The organism is Streptomyces mesophilus (assembly GCF_040300965.1).
GTDB lineage: Bacteria > Actinomycetota > Actinomycetes > Streptomycetales > Streptomycetaceae > Streptomyces > Streptomyces mesophilus_A.
This window is the reverse complement of the sequence record NZ_JBEPEW010000009.1, coordinates 1-21565: the sequence shown is the minus strand read 5'-3', so window position 1 is coordinate 21565 and position 21565 is coordinate 1. Positions and strand designations below refer to the sequence as shown.

23 protein-coding genes are annotated in these 21565 nt (G+C 69.9%); 13 read left to right on the top strand and 10 right to left on the bottom strand.

Annotated elements, in window-relative coordinates:
- Window positions 1-13: 13 nt before the first annotated feature.
- Both ABT367_RS05485 and ABT367_RS05480 read left to right on the top strand, forming a co-directional pair.
- The gene (locus tag ABT367_RS05485) at window positions 14-979 is read left to right on the top strand and encodes a YgfZ/GcvT domain-containing protein (protein ID WP_352249855.1); all 966 of its coding nucleotides are present in this window, start codon (window positions 14-16) and stop codon (window positions 977-979) included.
- Window positions 980-1071: 92 nt separating this feature from the next.
- Window positions 1072-1602 carry a Gfo/Idh/MocA family protein gene (locus ABT367_RS05480; RefSeq protein WP_434975406.1) on the top strand — a complete coding sequence of 177 codons (531 nt, stop codon included), beginning with the start codon at window positions 1072-1074 and terminating at the stop codon, window positions 1600-1602.
- Window positions 1603-1648: 46 nt separating this feature from the next.
- Here the strand turns inward: ABT367_RS05480 and dtd are convergent, their stop codons facing one another.
- Window positions 1649-2086 carry a D-aminoacyl-tRNA deacylase gene (gene dtd / locus ABT367_RS05475; protein ID WP_352249853.1) on the bottom strand — a complete coding sequence of 146 codons (438 nt, stop codon included), beginning with the start codon at window positions 2084-2086 and terminating at the stop codon, window positions 1649-1651.
- 277 nt (window positions 2087-2363) lie between these two features.
- On the opposite strand from dtd, the gene ABT367_RS05470 reads away from it, so the two are divergent.
- The 4 genes from ABT367_RS05470 (at window position 2364) to ABT367_RS05455 (ending at window position 6229) form a co-directional block, all read left to right on the top strand.
- Entirely contained in the window at window positions 2364-3020 is a 657-nt protein-coding gene (locus ABT367_RS05470) for an RsiG family protein (protein ID WP_352249851.1), read from the top strand.
- Window positions 3021-3069: 49 nt separating this feature from the next.
- Window positions 3070-4032 (top strand): asparaginase, encoded by a 963-nt coding sequence (locus tag ABT367_RS05465; protein ID WP_352249849.1) that lies wholly within the window; start codon window positions 3070-3072, stop codon window positions 4030-4032.
- Between the two features lie 401 nt (window positions 4033-4433).
- Window positions 4434-4943 (top strand): hypothetical protein, encoded by a 510-nt coding sequence (locus tag ABT367_RS05460; protein ID WP_352249847.1) that lies wholly within the window; start codon window positions 4434-4436, stop codon window positions 4941-4943.
- A gap of 44 nt (window positions 4944-4987) precedes the next feature.
- Window positions 4988-6229 carry a GNAT family N-acetyltransferase gene (locus ABT367_RS05455; RefSeq protein WP_352249846.1) on the top strand — a complete coding sequence of 414 codons (1242 nt, stop codon included), beginning with the start codon at window positions 4988-4990 and terminating at the stop codon, window positions 6227-6229.
- A 75-nt stretch (window positions 6230-6304) separates the two neighbouring features.
- Here the strand turns inward: ABT367_RS05455 and ABT367_RS05450 are convergent, their stop codons facing one another.
- Window positions 6305-6490, bottom strand: coding sequence for a hypothetical protein (locus ABT367_RS05450; RefSeq protein ID WP_165330798.1), 186 nt, complete (start codon window positions 6488-6490; stop codon window positions 6305-6307).
- A 209-nt stretch (window positions 6491-6699) separates the two neighbouring features.
- On the opposite strand from ABT367_RS05450, the gene ABT367_RS05445 reads away from it, so the two are divergent.
- The gene (locus tag ABT367_RS05445) at window positions 6700-7653 is read left to right on the top strand and encodes a winged helix-turn-helix domain-containing protein (RefSeq protein WP_434975409.1); all 954 of its coding nucleotides are present in this window, start codon (window positions 6700-6702) and stop codon (window positions 7651-7653) included.
- 32 nt (window positions 7654-7685) lie between these two features.
- Here the strand turns inward: ABT367_RS05445 and ABT367_RS05440 are convergent, their stop codons facing one another.
- Window positions 7686-7874 carry a hypothetical protein gene (locus tag ABT367_RS05440; RefSeq protein ID WP_352249844.1) on the bottom strand — a complete coding sequence of 63 codons (189 nt, stop codon included), beginning with the start codon at window positions 7872-7874 and terminating at the stop codon, window positions 7686-7688.
- A gap of 156 nt (window positions 7875-8030) precedes the next feature.
- On the opposite strand from ABT367_RS05440, the gene ABT367_RS05435 reads away from it, so the two are divergent.
- Window positions 8031-8936: a GntR family transcriptional regulator gene (locus ABT367_RS05435; protein WP_352250012.1), complete on the top strand. Its 906-nt coding sequence runs from the start codon at window positions 8031-8033 to the stop codon at window positions 8934-8936.
- Complete coding sequence (locus ABT367_RS05430; protein WP_352249842.1) at window positions 8936-9679, top strand: HAD family hydrolase; 744 nt, start codon at window positions 8936-8938, stop codon at window positions 9677-9679. Before ABT367_RS05435 ends, ABT367_RS05430 begins: the two co-directional genes overlap by 1 nt.
- On the opposite strand, the gene ABT367_RS05425 is transcribed toward ABT367_RS05430, so the two are convergent.
- Complete coding sequence (locus tag ABT367_RS05425) at window positions 9670-9858, bottom strand: hypothetical protein (protein ID WP_352249840.1); 189 nt, start codon at window positions 9856-9858, stop codon at window positions 9670-9672. The two genes, ABT367_RS05430 and ABT367_RS05425, sit on opposite strands and share 10 nt — an antisense overlap.
- Window positions 9859-10008: 150 nt before the next feature.
- Between ABT367_RS05425 and ABT367_RS05420 the strand changes: the two genes are divergently transcribed.
- Entirely contained in the window at window positions 10009-10893 is an 885-nt protein-coding gene (locus ABT367_RS05420; RefSeq protein WP_352249839.1) for a GntR family transcriptional regulator, read from the top strand.
- 3 nt (window positions 10894-10896) lie between these two features.
- On the opposite strand, the gene ABT367_RS05415 is transcribed toward ABT367_RS05420, so the two are convergent.
- From ABT367_RS05415 to ABT367_RS05405, 3 genes are all read right to left on the bottom strand, one after another.
- Complete coding sequence (locus tag ABT367_RS05415) at window positions 10897-13011, bottom strand: aminoglycoside phosphotransferase family protein (protein WP_352249837.1); 2115 nt, start codon at window positions 13009-13011, stop codon at window positions 10897-10899.
- Window positions 13012-13320: 309 nt separating this feature from the next.
- Window positions 13321-14064 (bottom strand): ABC transporter permease, encoded by a 744-nt coding sequence (locus tag ABT367_RS05410; RefSeq protein ID WP_352249836.1) that lies wholly within the window; start codon window positions 14062-14064, stop codon window positions 13321-13323.
- On the bottom strand, window positions 14057-15148 hold the full coding sequence (locus ABT367_RS05405) for an ATP-binding cassette domain-containing protein (RefSeq protein WP_352249834.1): 1092 nt from the start codon (window positions 15146-15148) through the stop codon (window positions 14057-14059). The genes ABT367_RS05410 and ABT367_RS05405 overlap by 8 nt, the downstream gene beginning before the upstream one ends.
- 193 nt (window positions 15149-15341) lie before the next feature.
- Here ABT367_RS05405 and ABT367_RS05400 point away from each other — a divergent pair, with 193 nt between their 5' ends.
- Entirely contained in the window at window positions 15342-16100 is a 759-nt protein-coding gene (locus ABT367_RS05400; RefSeq protein ID WP_352249832.1) for a TetR/AcrR family transcriptional regulator, read from the top strand.
- A 9-nt stretch (window positions 16101-16109) separates the two neighbouring features.
- Here ABT367_RS05400 and ABT367_RS05395 read toward each other — a convergent pair whose 3' ends face one another.
- Window positions 16110-16616, bottom strand: a complete 507-nt coding sequence (locus ABT367_RS05395) for a GNAT family N-acetyltransferase (RefSeq protein ID WP_352249830.1) — start codon at window positions 16614-16616, stop codon at window positions 16110-16112.
- 62 nt (window positions 16617-16678) lie between these two features.
- A complete protein-coding gene (locus tag ABT367_RS05390) occupies window positions 16679-17320 on the bottom strand; it encodes a TetR/AcrR family transcriptional regulator (protein WP_352249828.1) in 642 nt (213 codons plus the stop codon).
- A gap of 75 nt (window positions 17321-17395) precedes the next feature.
- Here ABT367_RS05390 and ABT367_RS05385 point away from each other — a divergent pair, with 75 nt between their 5' ends.
- Complete coding sequence (locus tag ABT367_RS05385) at window positions 17396-19414, top strand: HelD family protein (protein WP_352249826.1); 2019 nt, start codon at window positions 17396-17398, stop codon at window positions 19412-19414.
- Between the two features lie 51 nt (window positions 19415-19465).
- Complete coding sequence (locus ABT367_RS05380; RefSeq protein WP_352249824.1) at window positions 19466-20413, top strand: RNA polymerase sigma-70 factor; 948 nt, start codon at window positions 19466-19468, stop codon at window positions 20411-20413.
- Here the strand turns inward: ABT367_RS05380 and ABT367_RS05375 are convergent.
- On the bottom strand, window positions 20410-21390 hold the full coding sequence (locus ABT367_RS05375) for an alpha/beta fold hydrolase (RefSeq protein WP_352249822.1): 981 nt from the start codon (window positions 21388-21390) through the stop codon (window positions 20410-20412). The two genes, ABT367_RS05380 and ABT367_RS05375, sit on opposite strands and share 4 nt — an antisense overlap.
- Window positions 21391-21565 lie beyond the last annotated feature (175 nt).

Sequence of the window (21565 nt, the reverse complement as noted above, 5' to 3'; positions counted from 1 at the left end):
GTGAGTGACCACCATGAAGAGCCCCCTGCTGTCCCTGCCCGGCGCCGTCCCCGCCGAGGGCGCCGATGAAGGCGTCGCCGCGCACTACGGCGAGCTGTACGGGGAGCAGCGCGCTCTCGCGGACGGGCGCGGCGTCGTCGACCTCTCGCATCGCGGGGTCCTGACGGTCACCGGCGACGACCGGCTCACCTGGCTGCACCTGCTGCTCACCCAGCACGTCAGCGAGCTCCCGCCGGGCCAGGCCACCGAGTCGCTGATCCTCTCGGCCAACGGGCATATCGAGCACCACCTCTCCCTCGTGGACGACGGCACGACCACCTGGGCGTACTTCGAGGCGGGCACGGGCGAGGCGCTGCTCGCGTATCTGGAGTCGATGAAGTTCTTCTACCGGGTCGAAGTGGCCGACCGCACCGAGGAGTTCGCGGTCGTGCACCTGCCCGCCGGCTCGATCGCCACGGTCCCCGACGGCGTGGTCGCCCGCGAGACCGCGTACGGCCGCGACCTCTTCCTGCCGCGCGCCGATCTCGAGTCGTACGTGGCGGAGCACGGCCCCGCGGCCGGCATCCTCGCGTACGAGGCGCTGCGCGTGGAGGCGCACCGGCCGCGGCTCGGCTTCGAGACCGACCACCGCACCATCCCGCACGAGCTGGGCTGGATCGGCAGCGCCGTGCACCTGCAGAAGGGCTGCTACCGCGGCCAGGAGACGGTCGCCCGTGTCCAGAACCTGGGCAAGCCCCCGCGCCGCCTGGTCTTCCTGCACCTGGACGGCAGCGAGGTCCACCTCCCCGGCCATGGCACGGAGGTCCGTCTCGCGTCGGACGGCCCCGAGGGCCGCAAGATCGGCTTCGTCACCACCGCGGCCCGCCACCACGAACTGGGTCCGATCGCGCTCGCCCTGGTCAAGCGCAACATTCCCGTGGACGCCCCGCTGCTGGTGGGTACGACGGCGGCGGCTCAGGAAGTCGTCGTGGAGCCGTAGCCGCCGCCCCGAAGGTTCAGCCGTCCACCGACTCCAGTGCCGTCCGCAGCGCCCAAGGGGTCGCCGCCGCCCAGGCCTGCGGGGAGCAGGAGTTGACGCAGCTAGTCCTGACCAAGCGCTACCACCCCGTGACGCGCGCCTTCATCGCCGCGGCCCGGCAGCTGGAGGTCACCGGCGCGCGCTCCTGCTATCTCCACGGAGCCTTCCTCGGCGGCGACTTCGCCACCTCCTGGCGCCTGGAACACGGCGCCCTGCTCGACCTCGGCCCGCATCTGATCGACCTCCTGGACGCCGCGGTCGGACCGATCGCCCGGATCCGTGCCGCCGGCGACCCGCGCCGCTGGACCGAGCTGACCTGCGAGCACGAGAACGGCGCCGTCAGCCAGGCCTCCCTGTCCGGCTCCGTGGCGCGCGAACGGGCCCTGACCCGCGTGGAGTTGTTCGGACCCGGCCCCGAGCTCGTCTACGACACCGCGGAGATCGACCACGACGAGTGCTGGCCGATCCTGCGCCACGACTTCGCCACAGCGGTACGCACCGGCCGCTCCGGCGAACTCGACGCGCACCGGGGCCTGCGGCTGCAGCGCCTGATCACGGAAGCGGTACGGGACCTGCGGGGCTAGCCTTCGAGACACCGTGACCGCCGGCTCTCGAGCAGCGCCGGGACCGTTAGATCTCGAGCAGCACCGTGAACGGCCCGTCGTTCGTGAGCGACACCCGCATCGACGCACCGAACTGCCCCGTCCCCACGGTCGCCCCCAACGCCCGCAGCTGAGCGACCACTTCGTCGACCAGCGGCTCGGCGACATCGCCGGGCGCGGCCGCGTTCCAGGTGGGGCGGCGGCCCTTGCGGGCGTCGCCGTACAACGTGAACTGGGAGATCACCAGAAGCGGTGCGCCGAGGTCCGAGCAGGACTTCTCGTCGGCCAGGATCCGCAGGGTCCAGAGCTTGCGGGCCAGCTGGGCGGCCTTCTCCATGGTGTCGTCATGAGTGACGCCGACCAGGACGCACAGGCCCTCGCCGTCGAACTCGCCCGTCGTTTGCGGACCGTTCTCACCCTGGACGACGACACTCGCCCCGTTCGCTCTCTGCACCACCGCACGCATACGGCACATCATGCCGTGCCCCCGAACGGCAGCACCGAACAGGCACCCCCGTGAGGGGGCCAAAGCTGCCAACTGCCGGGTGAACAACGGCAGAAGTTCCCCCACGCGCCCCATCCGCCGCGTAATGCCATGCACCTATCCGGGGCCGATCGAGTGCACTCCGCCACATATCCCCCACACTCAGTGGCACGATGCACACACGCGGTGCACCGCACCGAGCGAGGGTGGGGGTCCCCCCTGCTCGAGCCAAGCGAAAGCTTGGGGGAGGAACAGTCGCATGAGCACTCCGAGTACCGGACAGCCTTCCGGGCCCGTGCCGACAGCCCGCACGGCCCAGGCGGAAGCTGCCGCCGTACCGCGCCCGCCGGTCCAGCGCACGAACAGCCCTTCCCCGAGCTCTCCGAGCAGCGGAGGCCCCATGCCCGAGCTGCCCGAGCACGACCTGGGGGCGCTCAGGCTGCCGGAGCTGCGCCGGCTGCGCCGCACCTCCCAGCAGGACGAGGCGGACCTCAGCTATCTGCGCCGGCTGCTCCAGGGCCGGATCGACATCCTGCGCGCCGAGCTCGCCCGGCGGCTGCACGACCGTGCGCCGGAAGCCGCGGCGCCGGACCCGGCCATCGTGGAGCGGCTCTCCGAGATCCTCGCCGACGCGCCCTCCACGCACCGTTCCTCCGCCCGCCATGTCACGCTCGGGACACCCCATGGCGAGGAGTACCGGCTGCTCGCCGCCGAGATGCTCGCCGAGGTGGAGCTGAGCGACCTCGACGCCCGTACGGACGAAGAGCTGCACACCGCGATGGGCCGCCTTGTCCGCCATGAACAGCAGGTCTCCCGGCGCCGTCAGGCGCTCCAGCGGACCGCCGACGATTGCAGCGCGGAGATCGCGCGCAGGTACCGTGAGGGCGAAGCACAAGTAGACGACCTGCTCTCCTGAGCCCCTGGGGTGACACGGCGGGCGGGCCCGCGCCACCGGAAGGCCGACGATGACCTCCACCGCCCCCGCCCCGATACCTCCGGTCCTCGCCGAGGTCGTACGTTCCGGCTTCGTCGAGGGCCATCACCGGGGCTCCCTGGTCGTGCTCGCCGCGGACGGCACCGTGGAGCACGCGGTCGGCGACATCACGACCCCCGTCTTCCCCCGCTCGTCCAACAAGCCCATGCAGGCCGCCGCGATCCTGCGCGCGGGCCTCGACCTGAGCGGGGAACGGCTCGCCCTGACGGCGGCCAGCCACTCCGGCGAACCCTTCCATCTGGACCTCGTCCGCAAGATGCTCGCCGAGCAGGGCCTCGCGGAGACCCAGCTGCAGTGCCCGCCCGACCTGCCGCTCGACCCGGTCGAGGCCGAGACCTATCTGGCCGCCGGGCACGGTCGTGAGCGCGTCACCATGAACTGCTCGGGCAAGCACACCTCGATGCTGGCGGCCTGTGTGAAGGCGGGCTGGCCGACCGAGACCTATCTCGACCCGGCCCACCCGCTGCAGCAGCTCACCCGCGAGGTCGTCGAGTCGGCGGCCGGCGAGCAGGTCGCGTCCATCGGCACGGACGGATGCGGTGCGCCCCTGATGGCACTGACGCTGCCCGGCCTGGCCCGTGCCTTCCGCCACTTCGTCCTCGCCCCTTCCGGTACGCCGGAACGCCGCGTCGCGGACGCGATGCGCGCCCATCCCGAGTACGTCGCGGGCACCCGGCGCCCGGACACCTGGCTGATGCGCGAGGTGCCCGGCACGCTCTCGAAGATGGGCGCCGAGGCGGTCCAGGCGGTCGCGCTGCCGGACGGCCGTGCGCTCGCGTTCAAGATCGACGACGGTGCGACCCGTGCGCTGGGTCCGGTCCTGTCCCGCGCCCTCGAGCTGATGGGCGTCGACGCGTCGGTGGTGGCGCGGATCGGCGAGGCACCGCTGCTCGGCGGCGGGGTTCCGGTGGGGGAGATCCGCGCGGCTTTCTGATTTTTGGTTCCCCTACGAGGCTTCTTCGGCGTCCGCCGACAGGTTCCGACCTGTCGGCGGACGCTTTTCCGTTCCCGACCCAAGAATCTATACGCACGTATTGAACAGCCGTATAGAACGGCCGTATAGTTCTGGCATGGGGTCGCGGCGCCACCTTGGCGCCGCGGTTGACGCTGGATGGCGCCGCGATCGTAGGCCTGTGACCTGGGCCTTTCCTTGCTCGCTCCAGCGTGACGCAAAGCCTGGCGCCATTGATGCCAATAGTGGCTCGCTATGGCGCCACAACTGTGCCATGATGGCACCACCGGTTAGTTCGGGGCTCGGCCACGGTCTTAGTGGCAGGAGACCGGGCGCCGGTGTCACAGAAAAGCCGTCGGTGCCGTCAAAGGGGTGTGGGGATCGTGGAGACAGGACACAGCAGCCAGCAGGCGCCCGGCGCCTTCGTGGCCTTCGCGCGCTTCGTGCTCTGCGGCGGCGGGGTCGGGGTCGCCTCCAGCTTCGCCGTGGCGGGCCTGGCCTCCCTGATGCCCTGGATCCTGGCCAACGCGCTCATCACCGTGGCCTCCACGCTGCTCGCCACCGAGCTGCACGCCCGGTTCACCTTCGGTGCCGGCGGGCACGCGACCTGGCGCCAGCACTGGCAGTCGGCCGGGTCCGCGGCGGCCGCGTACGCGGTGACCTCCGTGGCGATGCTGGTCCTGACGCAGCTGGTGGCCTCGCCCGGCGCGGTGCTCGAGCAGATCGTCTACCTGTCGGCCTCCGGACTGGCGGGCATCGGCCGGTTCGTGGTCCTGCGGGTCGTGGTCTTCGCCCGCGGCCGGTCGCAGGCCGCGCCCGCGTCCGCGCCGGTGGCCGCCGTGGTCCGGGCGCAGGCGCCGGTCGGCGCCCGGGCGCTCTGCCCGGCCGCCTGAAACCCGGATGCATCGGGCACCGCACCCCGCCTACCGTGGCCCGTATGGTCGAAATCCGTTCTCTCGCAGACGCCGACGTAGCCGACTGGTCCCGGGCCCTGAACACCGGGTTCCTGCGCAGTCCGGCCCTCACCGAAGAGCAAGTGACCGACCGCCGCTCCTCGATCGACCTCGCCCGCACCCTCGGCGCCTTCGACCAGGGCCGCTGTGTGGCCACCTTCCGTTCCTTCACACAGCAGCTCACCGCCGTCGGCGGCGCGGAAGTGGCGGCCGACGCGGTCACCAACGTCACGGTCTCGCCGACGCACCGCCGCCGCGGTCTGCTGAGCCGGATGATGGCGAAGGACCTCGACGCGGCGAAGGAGCGCGGGGACGTCGTCGCCACACTGATCGCCGCGGAGTACCCGATCTACGGACGGTTCGGATTCGGACCCGCCACCTGGACCACCCAGTGGGAGATCGACGTCCCGCGCGCGGGCCTCGACCCGCGCTGGTCAGGACCCGACGACGGTGGCCGGATCGATCTGGCCGACGGCGCGGACGTCCGCAAGCTCGGACCCGAACTGCATGAGCGGCTGCGCGTGCGCCAGCCCGGCGCGGTCGACCGCAATGAACGCTGGTGGAAGCAGAACACCGGGCTGCTCCAGGACCAGTTCCACGCCTGGAACGAACCGCACTACGCCGTCTACCGTTCGCCGTCCGGCGAAGTCGAGGGGCTGGTCGCCTACGAGCCGGTGCCGGACTGGAGCGACAACAAGCTGCCGCAGAACACGGCGAAGGTGCGCGGCCTGGACGCGGTCACGCCGGCCGCCGAGCGCGCGCTGTGGCAGTACCTGGTCTCCATCGACTGGATCCTCAAGGTCCGCACCGGCCATCGCGCCCCCGACTCGCTGATCCCGCTGTACTTCCCGGACCCCCGGGCCGCCCGGGTGGTCACCCAGGCCGACTTCCTCTGGGTGCGCATCCTCGATGTCGTACGGGCGCTGGAGACACGGACGTACAACGGCGCCGGATCCCTCGTCCTGGAGATCAGGGACCCGGCGGGCTACACCGGCGGGCGGTACCGGCTCGACGCCGGGCCGGACGGTGCGGCCTGCGTACCGACCACGGAGAGTGCGGAACTCTCCATGGACGTACGGGAGTTGGCGACGCTCTGGCTCGGTGACGAGTCGGCCGTACGGCTGGCCGCGCTCGGCACCGTGACCGAGGAGCGTCCGGGCGCCGCCGCGGCGGCCGACGCCCTGCTGCGTACGTCCAGGCGACCGTGGTGCCCGGACATGTTCTGACATGAGCTGAGATCTTCTGAGACGCCCGTCAGTAGGCCGACCGGACTCCCCGCTCCCCTCCGGCGGGGAGCCCGGTCAGCCCGACTGGGCGAGCAGCATGACGAGGATGACCGCGCCGATGCTGCTGAACATGGTGTTCTTGGCCTTGATGCCGATGGTCAGCGCGACGAAGGCGATGATGCCCATCGGGCCGTACTTCCACTGGATCGCCTGCTCGAAGGCAAGGGCCAGGCCGGCGATGATGATGGCAATGAGCGGCATGACGTTCCCTCCTTGGGATAGGGGAGGAAGCTGCCTGGCGGCGGGTCACGCTTCGTCGGGGACCAACCGTCCAGGGTCTGACCATGTTGCTCTGGGTGCATCCAGCTTGTCGGAGTTGGTAGCCAACTCTCAAAGGGTTTTTTGCCCTTGGGTTCGATCGATAACCAGGTTTCCAACAACTCCCCGAAGATGGCGGGAAGTTGTACTATTTGGTTGTGAGCCCGAAGCGTGCTCCCCAGGAAGAAGTCCACAGCGGTCCCCGCAGCGCCGAAAGCGCCCGCAGGTCGCACCGCGAGGTGGCGGATGAACTGCGCGCCCGGATCCGCAGCGGACAGTTGCAGCCGGGCCAACGGATGCCGACACAGGCCAAGTTGGCAGATGAGTTCGGTGTCGAACGCGGCGCCGTACGGCAGGCGCTCGACATCCTCAAGGCCGAGCGGCTGCTCACCAATGTGACCAAGGGGAGCCCCGCGACGGTCGCCGTGGACGCGGCGGAGGTGATGCACTCCTTCGCGGGCGCCGAAGCCGCCCCGATGCCGACCACGGTCGCCCTCGGACCCCGGATCACCTCGGCGTTCTCGGCGCCCCAGGTGGAGATCGACGCGATCTGCCTGACGTCCATATCGCTGACCCTCGCGATCGGTGAACCGCTGCGGCATATCCACGCAGGGGGACCGAAACCGGCCAGGGTCAATGTCCGCGTGCTGCTGCCCAGCCGCCATATCGACCTGGCCTTCCCGGTCCCGGTCGAAGGCATAGCCGCAGGCCAGGAGGCGATCAACCCCGTGCGCAGACAGTGGCTGGCCCAGCGCAATGCGCAGGGTCAGGTGCTCAAGCACAATCTCCTCGCGCTGCGGGCCACGCACGGCATCGACGTGTCCGTCTCCTTCCGGGCGCTGCCGTTCACTCCGCCCGTGAAGCTCTATCTCCTCAACGGCTCGGAAGCCCTCTTCGCGTACTACACGCTCACCAGGCGCGGCGCCGAGATCGATCACGAGTACCTCGAGATGTACGACGCCCAGGGGACGCAGTCGATGCTCTTCGCGTTCCAGCAGGGCGCCGGCCTGAGGGATACGACCTTCGTCGAGCAGTCGCATCTGTGGTTCAACGCACTGTGGGAGACGATCAGTTCGCCGCTGGAGCTGGCGCCGCCCGGGTTCTGACGGATGGGGTGGCCCCGCCGAGCCGGTGGGGCTCAGAGGGCGGGGCCGGCGACCAGGACCGCGAGCATGACGGCTCCGATGGAGCTGCAGGCGGGACTCTTGGCCTTGATGCCGATGCTCAGGAGCAGCAGGCCGATGATGCCCATGGGCCCGTACTGCCACTGCACCAGCTGCTCGAATCCGATGACGAAGACTGCACCAAGGAGCGCGATGACCGGCATGGTGGTTCCTCCTTCGGGGTGGGGAGGAGCTACGCGAACCAGCGATTGCCAACTTTGGGGAAACTTGGCTGTTGTTGGTTCCTAGTCTCACCAAGTTTCTTCCCTTGGTTCGTAGGTCGAAACAACTGCCGCCAGCTCAACGGGAGTTGTAACCTTCTGGTCGTGACCCAGGCCCAGGAGAGCGTGACGGTGAACGGCAGAAAGCCCTCGCACCAAGAGATCGCGGAGATACTCCGCAGCCGGATCAGGAACGGCGAACTGCAGCCCGGCAGCCGCCTCCCGACCCAGGGCCGGCTGGCGGAGGAGTTCGGCGTGGAGCGGGGCACGGTCCGCCTCGCCCTGAAGATGCTCCAGGACGACGGCCTGCTCAAGAACGTCACCAAGGGCGCCCCGCCGCAGATCGCCCCCCGGGCCGCCCTGCCCACGCCCACCGGCCCGCAGCCCACCATGGTCGGCCTCGGCCCCCAGTTGGTACGCGCCTTCGGCCGCCCGCACGTCCGGATCGACGCGCTCAGCCTCACGTCCGAGACCTTGATGATCGCCCTGGGCGAGCCCCTGCGCCGGGTCCACGAGGGCACCCTGCGCCCGGAGTCCATCGAGGTGCGGCTGCTGCTGCCGAGCCGCGACATCGACCTGGCCTTCCCGGTCCCGGTCGAGGGCGAGCACGAGGCGGTCCACAAGCGCTGGCTCGACCAGCGCAACGCCCAGGGCCAGGTCCTGAAGCACAACCTTCTCGCCCTGCGCTCGACCCATGAGATCGACGTACGGGTCACGTTCAAGGCGCTGCCGTTCACCCCGCCCGTGAAGCTCTATCTCCTCAACGGCTCGGAGGCCCTCTTCGCGTACTACATGGTGACGCGGCGCGAGGAGCCCGTGGGCGGCGACAGTGAGATGGTGGAGCTCTTCGACGCCCTGGGCACCAAGTCCCTCCTCTTCTCCTTCGAGAAGCCGGCCACGGGAGAGCCGGGCGAGGGGGGCAAGGACGCGTCATTTGTGGAGGAGTCGCAGCGGTGGTTCGACGCACTCTGGAACACGATCGCCGGGGACCTGACACTCTCTTAGTGACTTCTGAAACCACGCAGACCACTCAGGCGGCCCAAGTGATCGAAAGAGTCGGCGATTTGATCACCGGAAAACAGGCTGTGCTCTTCGACTTCGACGGGCCGATCTGCCGGCTCTTCGCCGGGCATCCGGCCGCCGGTGTGACCCGGCGTCTGCTCGCCTGGCTCGACGAGAACGGCGGACCGGGCATCGTCGGCTCCGGCTGGGACAGCGACGACCCGCACGCGCTGCTGCGCGAGGTCGACCGCACCTACCCGGACCGCGAGCTGGTCGAGGGCCTGGAGGGTGAGCTCACCCGCGAGGAGCTCCTTGCGACGGTCAAGGCGTATCCCACCCCGTACGTGGACCGCCTGATCCAGACGTGGAGCGCCACGGGTGTCGGCCTGGCGGTGACGACCAACAACTCGCCGCGTGCGGTGGAGCGTTACCTGACACAGCGCAATCTCCTGCGCTGCTTCGGCGGCGGCATCCACGGCCGCACCCACAAGGTCGACCACCTCAAGCCCGACCCCGACTGCCTGCACCGGGCTCTGGAATTCCTGGGCGCCGAGGCCTCCTCGGCCCTGATGATCGGCGACACCGCGGCCGACCTGCACGCGGCCCGCGCCGCGGGCGTCGACTTCCTCGGCTACGGCCGCGACCCGCACCGCCAGGAACGCCTGCGCTCCGCGGGAGCCGACCTCGTCGTCGACTCCCTGGGCCCGGTCCTCGACCTCGTCTGGGAGGCGGCGGCTCAAGCCTGAGCCAGGACTACCAGTGCGGCCATGGCGGCTGCGTAGGCGACTGCTGAATTGCGCGTGCGGAGCGCCGTGGCCACAAGGGCGATGGTCACGATCACCGGACCACCTTCGATCAGATGCACCTGGTCGAGCAACTGCCAGAGCACCAAGGCCAGTTCGACCATTTCAGGGAACCTCACCATAGCGCCAACCCTCCCCTCTTCAGTCCAACTGGACTGGTTGTCTGAAAGGTATGTCCCCTGGACTGGTGATCGACAATCCAAGTCACCACCTGCGCAGACAACTTGTCTGAAAGCGGTTTGTGGCCGGTAATCCGACGGTACGTTCAGGGCGTGAGCGAGAGTGGTGGCAGGACATTCCAGGAAGTGGCGGAGGAGCTGCGGTCCCGCCTGAAGGACGGGATCTACCGGGTCGGCCAACAACTCCCCTCCCAAAGGGAGTTGGCGGACGAACTCGGCGTCTCCCGCGACACCGTGGTGAAAGTCCTGCACGAGCTCGCCGCGGAGGGCCTCGTCGAGTCCCGCCGGGGGAGCGGCACGCGGGTGCGTGCGCATCCGGAGACTTTGAAGGCGCAGCAGCAGATTCCTTCTCTGGCTCGCGACGGACAGAGCCGACGGGTCACCCTCGGGCCACTGATCGGTGCGGCTTTCGAAGCGGCCGAGGTGACGCTCGATGTGTTCACCCTGACGTCGGAGTCCTTGGACGCGCACGTCAGGCTGCAAGCCGAGCGGGTACGGGCGGGGGAGATCTCGCCTCGGTCGGTGAAGGTGCGGATGCTGCTTCCGGGCGAGTCCACTTACCTTCCGTATCCGCGGATGAAGGACGACCCGGAGGACTCCCGCCCGCAGGAGCGGCTGCGGGCCATCAGCGATCTGCACACGCGATCACTCAAGCGGGTGCTGCGAGAGCTGGAGACCGAGCGCTTGGTCGATGCGGTCTCCGTGGAGATACGCACGGTCCGGTTGGCACCCACCTTCAAGGTGTACGTTCTCAACGGAAGCGAGGCGCTGCTCGGGCCCTATGAAGTTCTCGAGCGCAGGATCAACCTGCTCGATGACACACCGGCGGACGTGGTGGACGTGCTGGGTCTCGGCTCCACGCTGGCGCATCATGCGGCGGATGACGACCCCAAGTCTGCAGGGTCGGTCTTCGTCGCCAGTCTCCAGTCCTGGTTCGACTCGCTCTGGGATCTGGTGGCCGAGCAGCCCAAACGCTGAGTCCTAGGAGCCCTTTGGCTTCAGACCGTCCGCGCGGGTGAGAGTTCCCTCGCGGATCGGCAGCGCTCTTTGGAGATACGGATTGGCGACGGGACGCGACCGCAGGCCGAGGGCGGCGGTTGCCTCGGCCAGCGTCATGGCGTAACGGTCCACCGCACGACGGACGTTGGGTGCGTCGAGGCCGTCCCCTGTCACCAGGCGATCGAGGTCGATGTAAGCGGAGCGGACCAGCTCCATCCACCGGTACACGCGCCAGTCGGCCTGCCAGCCCTGGGTGTGCCGGCTGCCGAGCTGCTTCTCCCAGCGCCGGAACATGCGGTCCCTGATGGCCGGCCGGACAGGTGTGAGATGCAGATGCCGTACGAGGTCGTACAGGGGGTCGCCCACCATCGCCATCTCCCAGTCGATGAGCGTGAGTTCCCCGTTGGGCTGCCGCACCAGGTTCCAGGGATTGAGGTCGCCATGGAGCAGGGCGAAGGGGCGTGGGGTGACCTCGTGCCGTTGCAGCAGGTCCTTGAGCCGGTACTCGTCAGGCAGCCCGAGCGCGCGGGCGAACTTCTTGGATTCGGTGGGCAGCGTGGCGACGAGGCGCACCAGCTGTTCGCTGAGCCACGCGTAGAAGTCCAAGTCCTTGGCAGCCGGGTCGAGTTGCCAGAGGTCGTCGAGTGAGATGGCTGCCAACGCCTTGAGCTGGTCGACGAGGTTGTCGGCCTCATGAGGAAGCAGCCCGTGTTCGGGATGGTTGGGGGGCCGGCCGTCACCGTCGGGGCCCTCGTAGGAGTGGATGGCGAAGGCGTCCTTGAGACCGCTCGTGCCAAGGGCGAGGACTCGAGGGGCGCACACCGTCTTCTTGGTGGCCTGCGAGTTCTCGATCAGGCGGAGCACTGCGTGCTCGCTGAGGAAGGGCTGCTCCCTGCGGCCCTCACCGCCCACCTTGCGCCGTACGACGATGGGCCGGAACTTGCCCGGCACCTGCACCACGGTGTTGAGATGCGCGGTGCCTTTGAACACCCGGTTCGCCGGAGCCGCACCTTCCGCCTCCAGGGCTGCCAGCACGGTGGCATGGTCGCACTCCGGATGCTTGAAGCGCTCATCGGGCTCGAAGTTGATTCCACGCTCGATCCGCGATCTGCCCTGACGTCCGATACGAGCCGTCTGCCAGCGGTACAGAGCCCGCTCGATCTCCGGTTCCGGAACGTCCGCGAGCTGCAGTGGTGCGGATGCCTTCCGCAGAGCCCGCGCCACTTGTTGTGTCGCGGCCTCCAGGCGCTGCGCCTGCAACGTGTCGCCCAGGGAAGCGGCGGCTCGCATGACGTCGGGAAATACCGACTGCGCGTACTCGAAGGCGAAGTAATGCTTCAGATCCCGTGATGCGTTCCGTGTGACCTCGGGCCGGACCCGCTGCATGTCCGCTGCCCAGGTGTGGATCACCTCGGTCTGCTGCTGCTCCGGGTAGTGCATCCGCACGAGGTGATTGGCCAGGTCGTACAGGGGGTCGCCCCAGGAGGCCAGCTCCCAGTCCACATAGATGAGTGGTGGCCTGCCGTCGTAGGTGACGATGATGTTGTCGCGGTGCAGATCGGTGTGCAGGAGGCTGAAGGGGCGCGGGGACATCGCCGGGATGCGCTCCGCGAACTGCACCAGTGCATCGTCCGCGATGCCCAGCGCCGCGAACAGGCCGCCGAATTCCTGCCAGTTGGGTTTGCGAATCTGCTCATCGGCCATCAAAGCCAGGTTGCGTAAGAACCCGCGGCTGTCCCGATGGTTGCGCGGCCAACTGTCCGGCAGTTTCGGCAGTGACTCCTTGCGCACCTGTGTCATTTCCGCCAGTACGCCGGTCAGGGCCCGCACCAGGAGCCCGTCCAGGGGCTTCCCGTTCTCGCAGACGCTGGAGAGAGGAACTCCCTCCACATAGCTGTGGATCGCCGTGTCCTCGTGAGAGGCCAGACAGCGGGGGACCTGCGGCAGAACGGCCCTGACCGCTTCGAGGACCTTGGCCTCGTCCTCCCACGTCCTGATGACCACACGCAAGGCGTCAGGCAGGCGCGTCCGCACCATCACATTGCGACCGGGTGCTTCGCCCACCAGCTCCGCCATGTCCTCGGTGAGAGGAACCATGAAGTTCCGGTTGTGGTGGCCGCGGGTCATCGCCCCGTGGCGTCTCGCATGCTCCACGAAGGCCGCCCGCAGTTCGTATGGGGTGAGCGCCTTGCCTCGTGGAGGAGCGGGACAGGGGACGGACTCTCCGGCCACTGCAGGCTCCTGATTGCTCCTGTTTGAACCCGGTGCCGCTCACGGCGGCGAGGTGCTGCGCACCTTAGTCGCGGACTCTAGTGGTGTATGTCGAAACATTCGACCGGAGCAGAGGATTCGTTGCTCCAAAGGGTGAGCAGCCGACTCTTTTCAGCTCGGGTGCGTCCATCACGGTCAGGCCGTACGCCGCCGGAACAGCCAAGCCGAAGCCGCCACCGAAGCCAGCAGGATTCCGGTGCACCAGGCGAGTGCGATCCACGGGGTCCAGCCCACCGGCCGGCCGAGCAGCAGGCCGCGCAGGGACTCGATGACCTGGCTGATCGGCTGGTTCTCCGCGAAGCCCTGGAGCCAGGACGGCATGTCCTCGGTTTTCACGAACGCGCTGCTGGGATACGGCAGGAAGCTGACGAAGAAGGTGAATCCACCCGCTGCCTCCGGGGACTTGGCGAGCAGGCCGACCGCGGCCGAGAGCCAGGACAGGGCCAGGATGAAGGCGAGGAGTACGCCGAGCGCGGCGAACCAGCCGGCGAGTGTGGCGTCCGGGCGGAAACCGATGGCGAAGGCGAGCGCGAAGACCAGGGCTGTGGCGATCAGGTTGCGGGCCGCGGATGCGACCACGTGGCCGGCCAGGACGGGGGCGCCGCCGATGTCGAGGGAGCGGAAGCGGTCGATGATGCCGGTCTTGAGGTCTTCGACGACCGCGATGGCCGTGTTGGACGAGCCGAAACCGGCGCAGAGCAGCAGGACGCCGGGGACCACATAGGTGACGTAGCGCGTGCCGGTGTCGATCGCCCCGCCGAAGAAGTAGACGAAGATCAGCAGCAGCATCACCGGCAGGGCGAGTGCGGTGATCAGGGCGTCGACGTTGCGGCGGCTCATGCGCAGGGCGCGGCCGCTCATGATGAGGGCGTCAGACATGGCTGGAGTCCTTCAGGGGCGAGGCGGTGGTCTGGGCGGTGGCCGGAGCGGCGGTGTCCTGGGGTGTGCTGTCCTGCGGTGCGGTGTCCCGTGGTGAGGTGGCCGGCGGTTGTCCCGTCAAGGTCAGGAAGACGTCGTCGAGCGTGGCGCTGTGCAGCGTGAAGCTGGTGATCGCGGACCGGTCCGGGTCCAACGCGTCGAGCAGTGCGCGGACTTCGGCCGCGCTGCCGTCCGTGGGGATGCCGAGGACGCGGGCCTCCGGGTCGCTGTAGGTGGCGCGGTGGGCCAGGCGCAGATACGTCTCCGAGTCGGCGACGGTCACATCCAGTCGGTGGTCCGCCACGCGCTGCTTGAGCTCGGCCGCCGTGCCTTCGGCGACGAGCGTGCCCGCGTCCAGGACCGCGATACGGTCCGCCAATTGGTCTGCCTCTTCCAGGTACTGGGTGGTGAGGAAGACCGTGGTGCCCCCGGCACGCAACTCCCGTACCAGCGACCAGAGTTCCTTGCGGCTGCGCGGGTCGAGACCGGTGGTGGGCTCGTCGAGGAAGATGATCTCGGGGGAGCCGACCAGTGAAGCCGCCAGGTCGAGGCGGCGGCGCATGCCGCCCGAGTACGTCTTGACGAGGCGGTCGGCCGCATCGGTGAGTCCGAAGCGGGCGAGGAGCCCGGAGGCCTTGGTGCGGGCCTCGGCGCGGGACAGGCGGGCCCCGGTGGCCGAAGGGGCCAGGCGGGCCATCATCCGCAGGTTCTCCGTGCCCGTCTGCATCTCGTCGACCGCCGCGAACTGGCCGGTCAGGCTGATGGACCGGCGCACCCGCGACCGCTCGGTCCGCACGTCGTGGCCCGCCACCCGGGCCGTTCCCCCGTCGGCCGTGGCGAGCGTGGCGAGGATGCGGACGGCAGTGGTCTTGCCGGCGCCGTTCGGGCCGAGCAGGGCGTAGACGGTGCCGCGCGGCACGCTGAGGTCGATGCCGCGCAGGACCTCGTGGGTGCCGTAGCTCTTGCGGAGCCCGGCGGCCTCGATGGCCGGCGCGGGCTCGGTCGCGCTCGCCGCATGCGCCGCGTTCCGTTGCGTGATGGTCATGGGTGATCCCCGTTTCCGGTGCGCCGAAGGGCTCGGCGCTTCTTCTGCGTATGCCTTACGCATTACTGTGTAAGGGTTACGCAGAAATAGGATGTGCGTCAAGCTCGAAGAGGGAAGCTCGGGGCCGGCTCCGGGAAACCTCAGGGTTTTCCCGGGGGCCCGAGCTCACGGTTCACGCAAGGAGGCGACGCGCATGGCGCAGGTGGACGACGACACAGGTCTGCCCGCGAGCCTCGCGACGGCCTGGGGGCTGCGCGAGCGCCCGTCGAAGGGGCCCAAGCCCGGGCTCTCGCTGGACCGGATCGTCGATCAGGCGGTGGAGCTGGCCGCGGCCGAGGGGCTCGGCGCCGTCTCGATGGGGCGGGTGGCCAAAGGGCTCGGCGTATCGACCATGTCGCTGTACCGGTACGTGGGCGCCAAGGACGAGCTGTACGTCCTGATGCAGGAGGCGGTGTACCCCGTGCCGTCCGGCCCCTGGGACCCCGCGACGGGCTGGCGGGCGGGACTCGCGCAGTGGGCCGCCGAGCAGCGCCGGATCTTCCAGGAGAACCTGTGGCTCCTGCGGATCCCGATCTCCGGGCCCCCTGTTTCCCCCAAGTCCGTGGTGTGGATGGAGCGCGGGCTCGCCGTGCTCGCCGACACCGGGCTCTCGGAGGGGGAGAAGATCTCGGTGATCATGCTCGTGTCCGGTTTCGTACGGCAGGAGGCCCTGCTCATGTCGGACGTGGCAGCCGCCATGGCCGAGACCGGACTCGCCCCCGACGCCGTGATGCGGCGGTATGCGCGCGGCCTGCGCGTCCTGACCGACCCCGAACGCCACCCCGCGATGACCCGGTTCCTCGACTCCGGGGTGATGGACGAGGCGGACGAGCCCGATGCGGAGTTCGACTTCGGCCTCGCGTGTGTCCTCGACGGGGTCGCCGCACTGATCGAGCGCCGGTCCCGCCCCTGAGGCCGGACCTCAACTCCCTTCGCTCAGCTCCCCCTTGAGCAGATCGAGCAGCAGCCCGTCCGCCCAGTCCCCTCGCTCATGGTCGTACCACTGCTTGCGCAGCACCCCCACGCGGTGGAAGCCGAGGCGTTCGTAGCAGGTGATCGCCGCCGTGTTCTCGGCCGCCGGGTCGATGGTCAGACGGTGGTGACCGCGTACGCCGATCAGCCAGCGGGCCAGGGTGCGGATGGCGTCCGTGCCCAGGCCCAGACGGTGGTGGTCGGGGTGGACGAAAATATCGATGGAGGCGTGGCGGAAGTCCGGGTCCGGCTCCTCGTCCCACTGGATCATGCCGACGGTCTCGCCCTTGACCGTGATCGCCAGCTGCCGGTGGTCCGGCTCGGACAGGTCGCCCTCGGGGTCCGGCCAGTTCCACCAGCGGCGGACCTCGGCGGTGCCGAGTGCGGCGCGGAACGCCGGCAGGTCGGCCGCGGTCGCGGGGCGCAGGGTCACGGAAGTGCCGTGCAGGGAGTCCATCCCTCCAGTGTCCCTCGCGGGCCGAAAAGAGACGGGGCTCGTACGGGGTTCGGTGCGGACCGCTAAGAGGCCGACCGGCCCGAGTCCAGAGGGAGTTGAGCGAGCCCGGAGGCCAGCTGGGCGAAGGCGAGCTCCGCCGCCTCCGCCGCATCCGGCAGCACATCCGCCGCCCGCTCGCCCGCCGCGATCCGGTGCCGGTTCTCGTCCGCGAGGATCCTGCGTACGGCGATGATCTGGCCCGCCGCCAGCCGCGCCCCGATGCCTCCGCCGAGCGCCTCGGCGAGCACCTCCTCGGAACGGGTGAGGAAGCCGAGCATCCGGGCCACCACCGAGGGCGTGCCGTACGCGAGGCGCTGGAAGGCGAGCACCTGGGGGTTGTCGCACAGGCCCGTGACCGGGTCCTGGCGTTCGAGGCCGGCCAGGAAGTCGCGGCGCAGGGCGTCCAGCGGGGACTCGTCCGCGGCGCGGCCGGCCACGACCCGGGCGGCCTCGTCCTCGTGGTCCGCGAAGCGGTGCAGGACCAGGTCCTCCTTGGCCGGGAAGTAGCGGAACAGGGTCGGCTTGGACACTCCGGCCGCCGCGGCCACCTCCGCGACCGGGACCCGGTCGAAACCGCGCTCCAGGAACAGCGCGATGGCGGTCTCCGAGATGGTGTCGAAGGTCTGCTGCTTCTTGCGTGCGCGCAGGCCGGGGGTTTCGGGCATGGGAGTCAGCGTACCTCCTGGACGTAACCCGGTAAAAAATGTAACTCGGTAAAGTTTTTCGGTTATTCTCGGGGGATGAGCACCATCACCCAGGAGCTGGCCCTCGAACGCGCCCATCACGACCACTGCCGCACCGCCCTCACCGAGATGATCGAGGGGGCGCACGAACAGGTCGTGGTCGGCGAGAACGCCTCCGCGTCCGGCGCCGACGCCGAGGTGCTCGGCTATCAGCTGCGCAGCCGCGCCAAGGAGATGACCGAGCTGCCCGAGGGGCCGCTGTTCTTCGGGCGCCTGGACTTCGCGGGCGTACGGGACGGCGGCGTGGCCGGCGACCATCGCGGCCAGCGCTACCACATCGGCCGTCTGCGGATCAGCGAGCATCCGGCCGCACCGCCCCTGGTCGTCGACTGGCGCGCGCCCGTCTCGCGCGCCTTCTACCGCGCGGGCGCCCACGATCCGCAGGGCGTCGCGGTGCGCCGCCGCTTCGGCTGGGCGCCCGGCAGTCGCGGCGCATCCGCCGACCTGACCGGGTTCGAGGACGAACTCCTCGGTAAAGGCGAGGAGTTGAGCGGACCGAGCGCCTTCCTCGCCGAGGAGATCGAACGCCCGCGCGTCGGTCCGATGCGCGATATCGCCGCCACGATCCAGCCCGAGCAGGACGAGCTGGTACGCGGGGACCTCGCCGCCTCCGTCTGTGTGCAGGGCGCGCCCGGCACCGGCAAGACCGCGGTCGGACTGCACCGGGCCGCGTACCTCCTCTACACGTACCCCCGGCGCATCCAGCGCGGCGGACTGCTGATCCTCGGCCCCAACCGGACCTTCCTCGCGTACATCTCGGAGGTCCTGCCCTCGCTCGGCGAGACGGGCGTGCGGCAGTCGACCGTGGACGACGAGATCGCGCGCCATCCGGTGCGTGCGGTGGACTCGCCGGAGGCCGCCGCCGTGAAGCACGACGCGCGGATGGCCGAGGTGCTGCACCGCGCCCTGTACTCCCGGGTGCGGCTGCCCGCCGACTCCCTTGCGGTGGTGGACGGTTCGTACCGCTGGCGGGTGTCGCTCGGCGAGCTCGAGCAGATCGTGGGGGAGGTGCGCGCGCAGGCGCCGCCGTACGCCGTCGGCCGTGAGCGGGTGCAGACACGCGTCCTCGCCCTCGTACGGGATCAGGCCGAACGGCGCTCCGGCACCCGCACCCACGCGTGGCTCCAGAAGATGGGGCGGCAGGTGCGTGGGTTCCTCGACGAGGTGTGGCCGCGGGTCAAGCCGGAGGAGGTGCTCGCCGAGCTGCTCACGGATCCCGCGGCGGCCGGGGGCCTGTTGACCGCGGCCGAGGTGAAGGTGCTGAGCTGGGAGAAGCCGCCGCGTTCCGTGAAGTCGGCCAAGTGGTCCGCGGCCGATCTCGTGCTGCTCGACGAGATCGCCGGGCTGATCGAACACCCCGCCGGATACGGGCACATAGTGATCGACGAGGCGCAGGATCTCTCGCCGATGCAGGCGCGGGCGATCGGGCGGCGGGCACGTTTCGGGTCGCTGACCGTGCTCGGGGATCTGGCCCAGGGGACCACGCCGTGGGCGGCGCGCTCCTGGCCCGAGCTGCTCGCGCACCTCGGGAAGCCGGATGCGCGGGTCATCCCGCTGACCACCGGCTTCCGCGTGCCGGAGGCGGTGGTGGGGCTTGCGAACCGGCTGCTCGGGGCCCTGGAGGCGGATGTGCCGGAGGCCCGGTCGCTGCGGACGGACGGGGAGTTGAGGCTGCTGCCCGTACGGGATGTGACCGCCGCGACCGTGGAGGCGGCCGTGCGGGCGCTGGAGCGGGAGGGTTCGGTCGGGGTGATCGCGGCGGATGCGCAGGTGCCGTCGCTGCGTGCGGCACTGGGGGCGGCCGGGCTCCCCGTGGCCGGTCCCGAAGAGCTGGGCGCGAGGCTGACCCTGCTGCCCGCGTCCCTTGCCAAGGGTCTGGAGTACGACCACGTGGTGGCGGTGGAACCGGCGGCGATCGCGGAGGCCGAGGAGCGCGGCCCGGAGCGGCTCTATGTGGTCCTGACCCGGGCCGTCTCGCGGCTGGACGTGGTGCACAGCCGGGCCCTGCCGTTCTGAGGCGGGGGCGTAATCTCTGGGGGGAAGCTGTCGGACGGGGAGGAGCTGGTGATGGCCGGCGCGGGCACGGACACACAACTCAGGGGCAGAGCCGAGGAGTTCGAGCAGCTGCGACCGCTCCTGTTCTCCATCTCGTACCGCATTCTCGGCAGTGTCAGCGAGGCGGAGGACGCCGTCCAGGAGACCTGGCTGCGCTACGAGACGACCACGACCCGCCCCGACTCGCTCAAGTCCTTCCTCTCCACCGTCGTCACCCGTATCTCCATCGACGTGCTGCGCTCCGCGCGCGTACGACGGGAGGAATACGTCGGCGAATGGCTGCCCGAACCGCTCCTGAGCGACCCCTACGAGGACCCGGCGCGCGCCGCCGAACTGGCCGACTCGGTGTCCATGGCGGCGCTGCTGCTCCTGGAGCGCCTGAGCCCGCTGGAGCGCGCGGTGTTCGTCCTGCGCGAGGTCTTCGGCTTCGGATACGCCGAGGTCGCCGAGGCCGTCGGCCGTACGGAGGCGGCCTGCCGGCAGCTGTCGGCGCGGGCACGCAAGCACATGGACGAGGGGCGCACCCGCTTCGACGCCGACCGCAAGGAGCGCGAGGAACTGGCGGCGCGGTTCTTCGCGGCCCTGCGCGAGGGCAGTGTGGAGAGCCTGCAGGAACTGCTCGCCGCCGACGTCCAGTTGGTGGGTGACGGCGGTGGCAAGGCGCCTCAGCTGGCGCGGTTCATCCACGGCTCCGAGAAGGTCGCGCGCCTCATCGCCGGCGCGTTCCCGCCGATCTTCTCGATCGGCACGGTCGTGGACGTCCAGGAGATCAACGGCCAGCCGGGTGCGCTGTTCCGCGACCGCGACGGCAAGGTGGCCGTGGCGCTGACGGTCGATGTCGTGGACGGCCGGATCGCCGCGATCCGCTCGGTCATCAACCCCGACAAGTTGGGCCACTTGGGGCCGTTGGCGGATACGTGGGCGATGAAGGACGAGTGGAACCGGACGCGTAGGCCCTAGCGGCCCTGGAGCGTGGCGAGCCAGTCGGTGAGGTGGCGGTTGACCTCGTCCGGGCGCTCCTGCTGGAGCCAGTGTCCCGCGCCGTCGAGGAGGTGGCATGAGGTCAGGCCCGGGAGCGTTTGCGGGTACGCGTCGATCGCGGCCGCGAGCCAGGTGGTCGACGCGTCCTCGGTGCCGCCGAGGAAGAGCGAGGGCTGGGTGAGCGGGGCGCCCTCGTGCGCGGCGAGGTCCTGCCAGTCGCGGTCCATGTTCCGGTAGCGGTTGAGCGCGCCGGTCAGGCCCGTACGCTCGAATTCCTCTGCGTACGCGGCGAGTTCACGGTCGCCCAGCCAGGACGGGCGCTCCGCGGGGAAGCGGTCCCGCAGCGCCCCGCCCTTGCTCAGGAAGCGCGGATCGGGTGCGTCGGCGGCGGGCATGGTGTCGGCGGACAGGGCCGCGTAGAAACCGGCGAGCCAGCCGCGTACCTCCGGTTCGATCTCGGCCTCGGCGCGGCCCGGCTCCTGGAAGTACGAGACGTAGAACTCCTCGTCAGGACCGCCCAGTTGAGCGAAGACATCGCTGGGCCGGGGGCCGCCCGGCGGGGTGTAGGGGACGCTCAGGAGACCCACGGCCCGGAAGACCTCCGGCCGAAGCAGAGCCGAGTGCGCGGCGATCGTCGCGCCCCAGTCGTGGCCGACGACGGTCGCGGACTCCTCGCCGAGTCCGCGTACCACCGCGACGTTGTCCGCCACGAGGTTCAGCATGCGGTAAGCGTCGGGGGCGGCCGGCTTGGCGGAGCGCCCGTAGCCGCGGACGTCGATCGCCGCGGCGCGGTAGCCGGCGGCGGCGAGCGCAGGGAGCTGGTGGCGCCACGAGTACCAGAACTCCGGGAAGCCGTGCACCAGGAGCACCAGCGGACCCGTGCCCTGTTCGACGAGATGGATCCGGCCGCCGTCCTCGGTCGGGACCGTGCGGTGCTCCGCGAACTGCTCAGCCATCGCTTCCTCCAGCCGGCTCTGCCCGGCCGGCTGTCCGGCCCGGTGTGTCCATCATCTGGAGGGTCAGGGCGGGCGGGCTACTTCGCTTGCTGGTTCGGCAACAGTGGTGGGGGGTGCGGGGCGGGGGGCGCGGTGCGGGTGGTGGTGGGCGGCGGGTGGTGGTGGGCGGCGGGTG

Excerpts from the sequence above, each read along its gene's own strand:
- ABT367_RS05470 (WP_352249851.1), top strand. The coding sequence starts at position 2,364 with ATGAGCACTCCGAGTACCGGACAGCCTTCCGGGCCCGTGCCGACAGCC.
- ABT367_RS05455 (WP_352249846.1), top strand. The coding sequence starts at position 4,988 with ATGGTCGAAATCCGTTCTCTCGCAGACGCCGACGTAGCCGACTGGTCC.
- ABT367_RS05375 (WP_352249822.1), bottom strand. The coding sequence starts at position 21,390 with ATGGCTGAGCAGTTCGCGGAGCACCGCACGGTCCCGACCGAGGACGGC.
- dtd (WP_352249853.1), bottom strand. The coding sequence starts at position 2,086 with ATGCGTGCGGTGGTGCAGAGAGCGAACGGGGCGAGTGTCGTCGTCCAG.
- ABT367_RS05485 (WP_352249855.1), top strand. The coding sequence starts at position 14 with ATGAAGAGCCCCCTGCTGTCCCTGCCCGGCGCCGTCCCCGCCGAGGGC.
- ABT367_RS05390 (WP_352249828.1), bottom strand. The coding sequence starts at position 17,320 with ATGCCCGAAACCCCCGGCCTGCGCGCACGCAAGAAGCAGCAGACCTTC.
- ABT367_RS05450 (WP_165330798.1), bottom strand. The coding sequence starts at position 6,490 with ATGCCGCTCATTGCCATCATCATCGCCGGCCTGGCCCTTGCCTTCGAG.
- ABT367_RS05415 (WP_352249837.1), bottom strand. The coding sequence starts at position 13,011 with ATGGTTCCTCTCACCGAGGACATGGCGGAGCTGGTGGGCGAAGCACCC.
- ABT367_RS05440 (WP_352249844.1), bottom strand. The coding sequence starts at position 7,874 with ATGCCGGTCATCGCGCTCCTTGGTGCAGTCTTCGTCATCGGATTCGAG.
- ABT367_RS05405 (WP_352249834.1), bottom strand. The coding sequence starts at position 15,148 with ATGACCATCACGCAACGGAACGCGGCGCATGCGGCGAGCGCGACCGAG.
- ABT367_RS05380 (WP_352249824.1), top strand. The coding sequence starts at position 19,466 with ATGGCCGGCGCGGGCACGGACACACAACTCAGGGGCAGAGCCGAGGAG.
- ABT367_RS05425 (WP_352249840.1), bottom strand. The coding sequence starts at position 9,858 with ATGGTGAGGTTCCCTGAAATGGTCGAACTGGCCTTGGTGCTCTGGCAG.
- ABT367_RS05465 (WP_352249849.1), top strand. The coding sequence starts at position 3,070 with ATGACCTCCACCGCCCCCGCCCCGATACCTCCGGTCCTCGCCGAGGTC.
- ABT367_RS05385 (WP_352249826.1), top strand. The coding sequence starts at position 17,396 with ATGAGCACCATCACCCAGGAGCTGGCCCTCGAACGCGCCCATCACGAC.
- ABT367_RS05395 (WP_352249830.1), bottom strand. The coding sequence starts at position 16,616 with ATGGACTCCCTGCACGGCACTTCCGTGACCCTGCGCCCCGCGACCGCG.
- ABT367_RS05410 (WP_352249836.1), bottom strand. The coding sequence starts at position 14,064 with ATGTCTGACGCCCTCATCATGAGCGGCCGCGCCCTGCGCATGAGCCGC.
- ABT367_RS05400 (WP_352249832.1), top strand. The coding sequence starts at position 15,342 with ATGGCGCAGGTGGACGACGACACAGGTCTGCCCGCGAGCCTCGCGACG.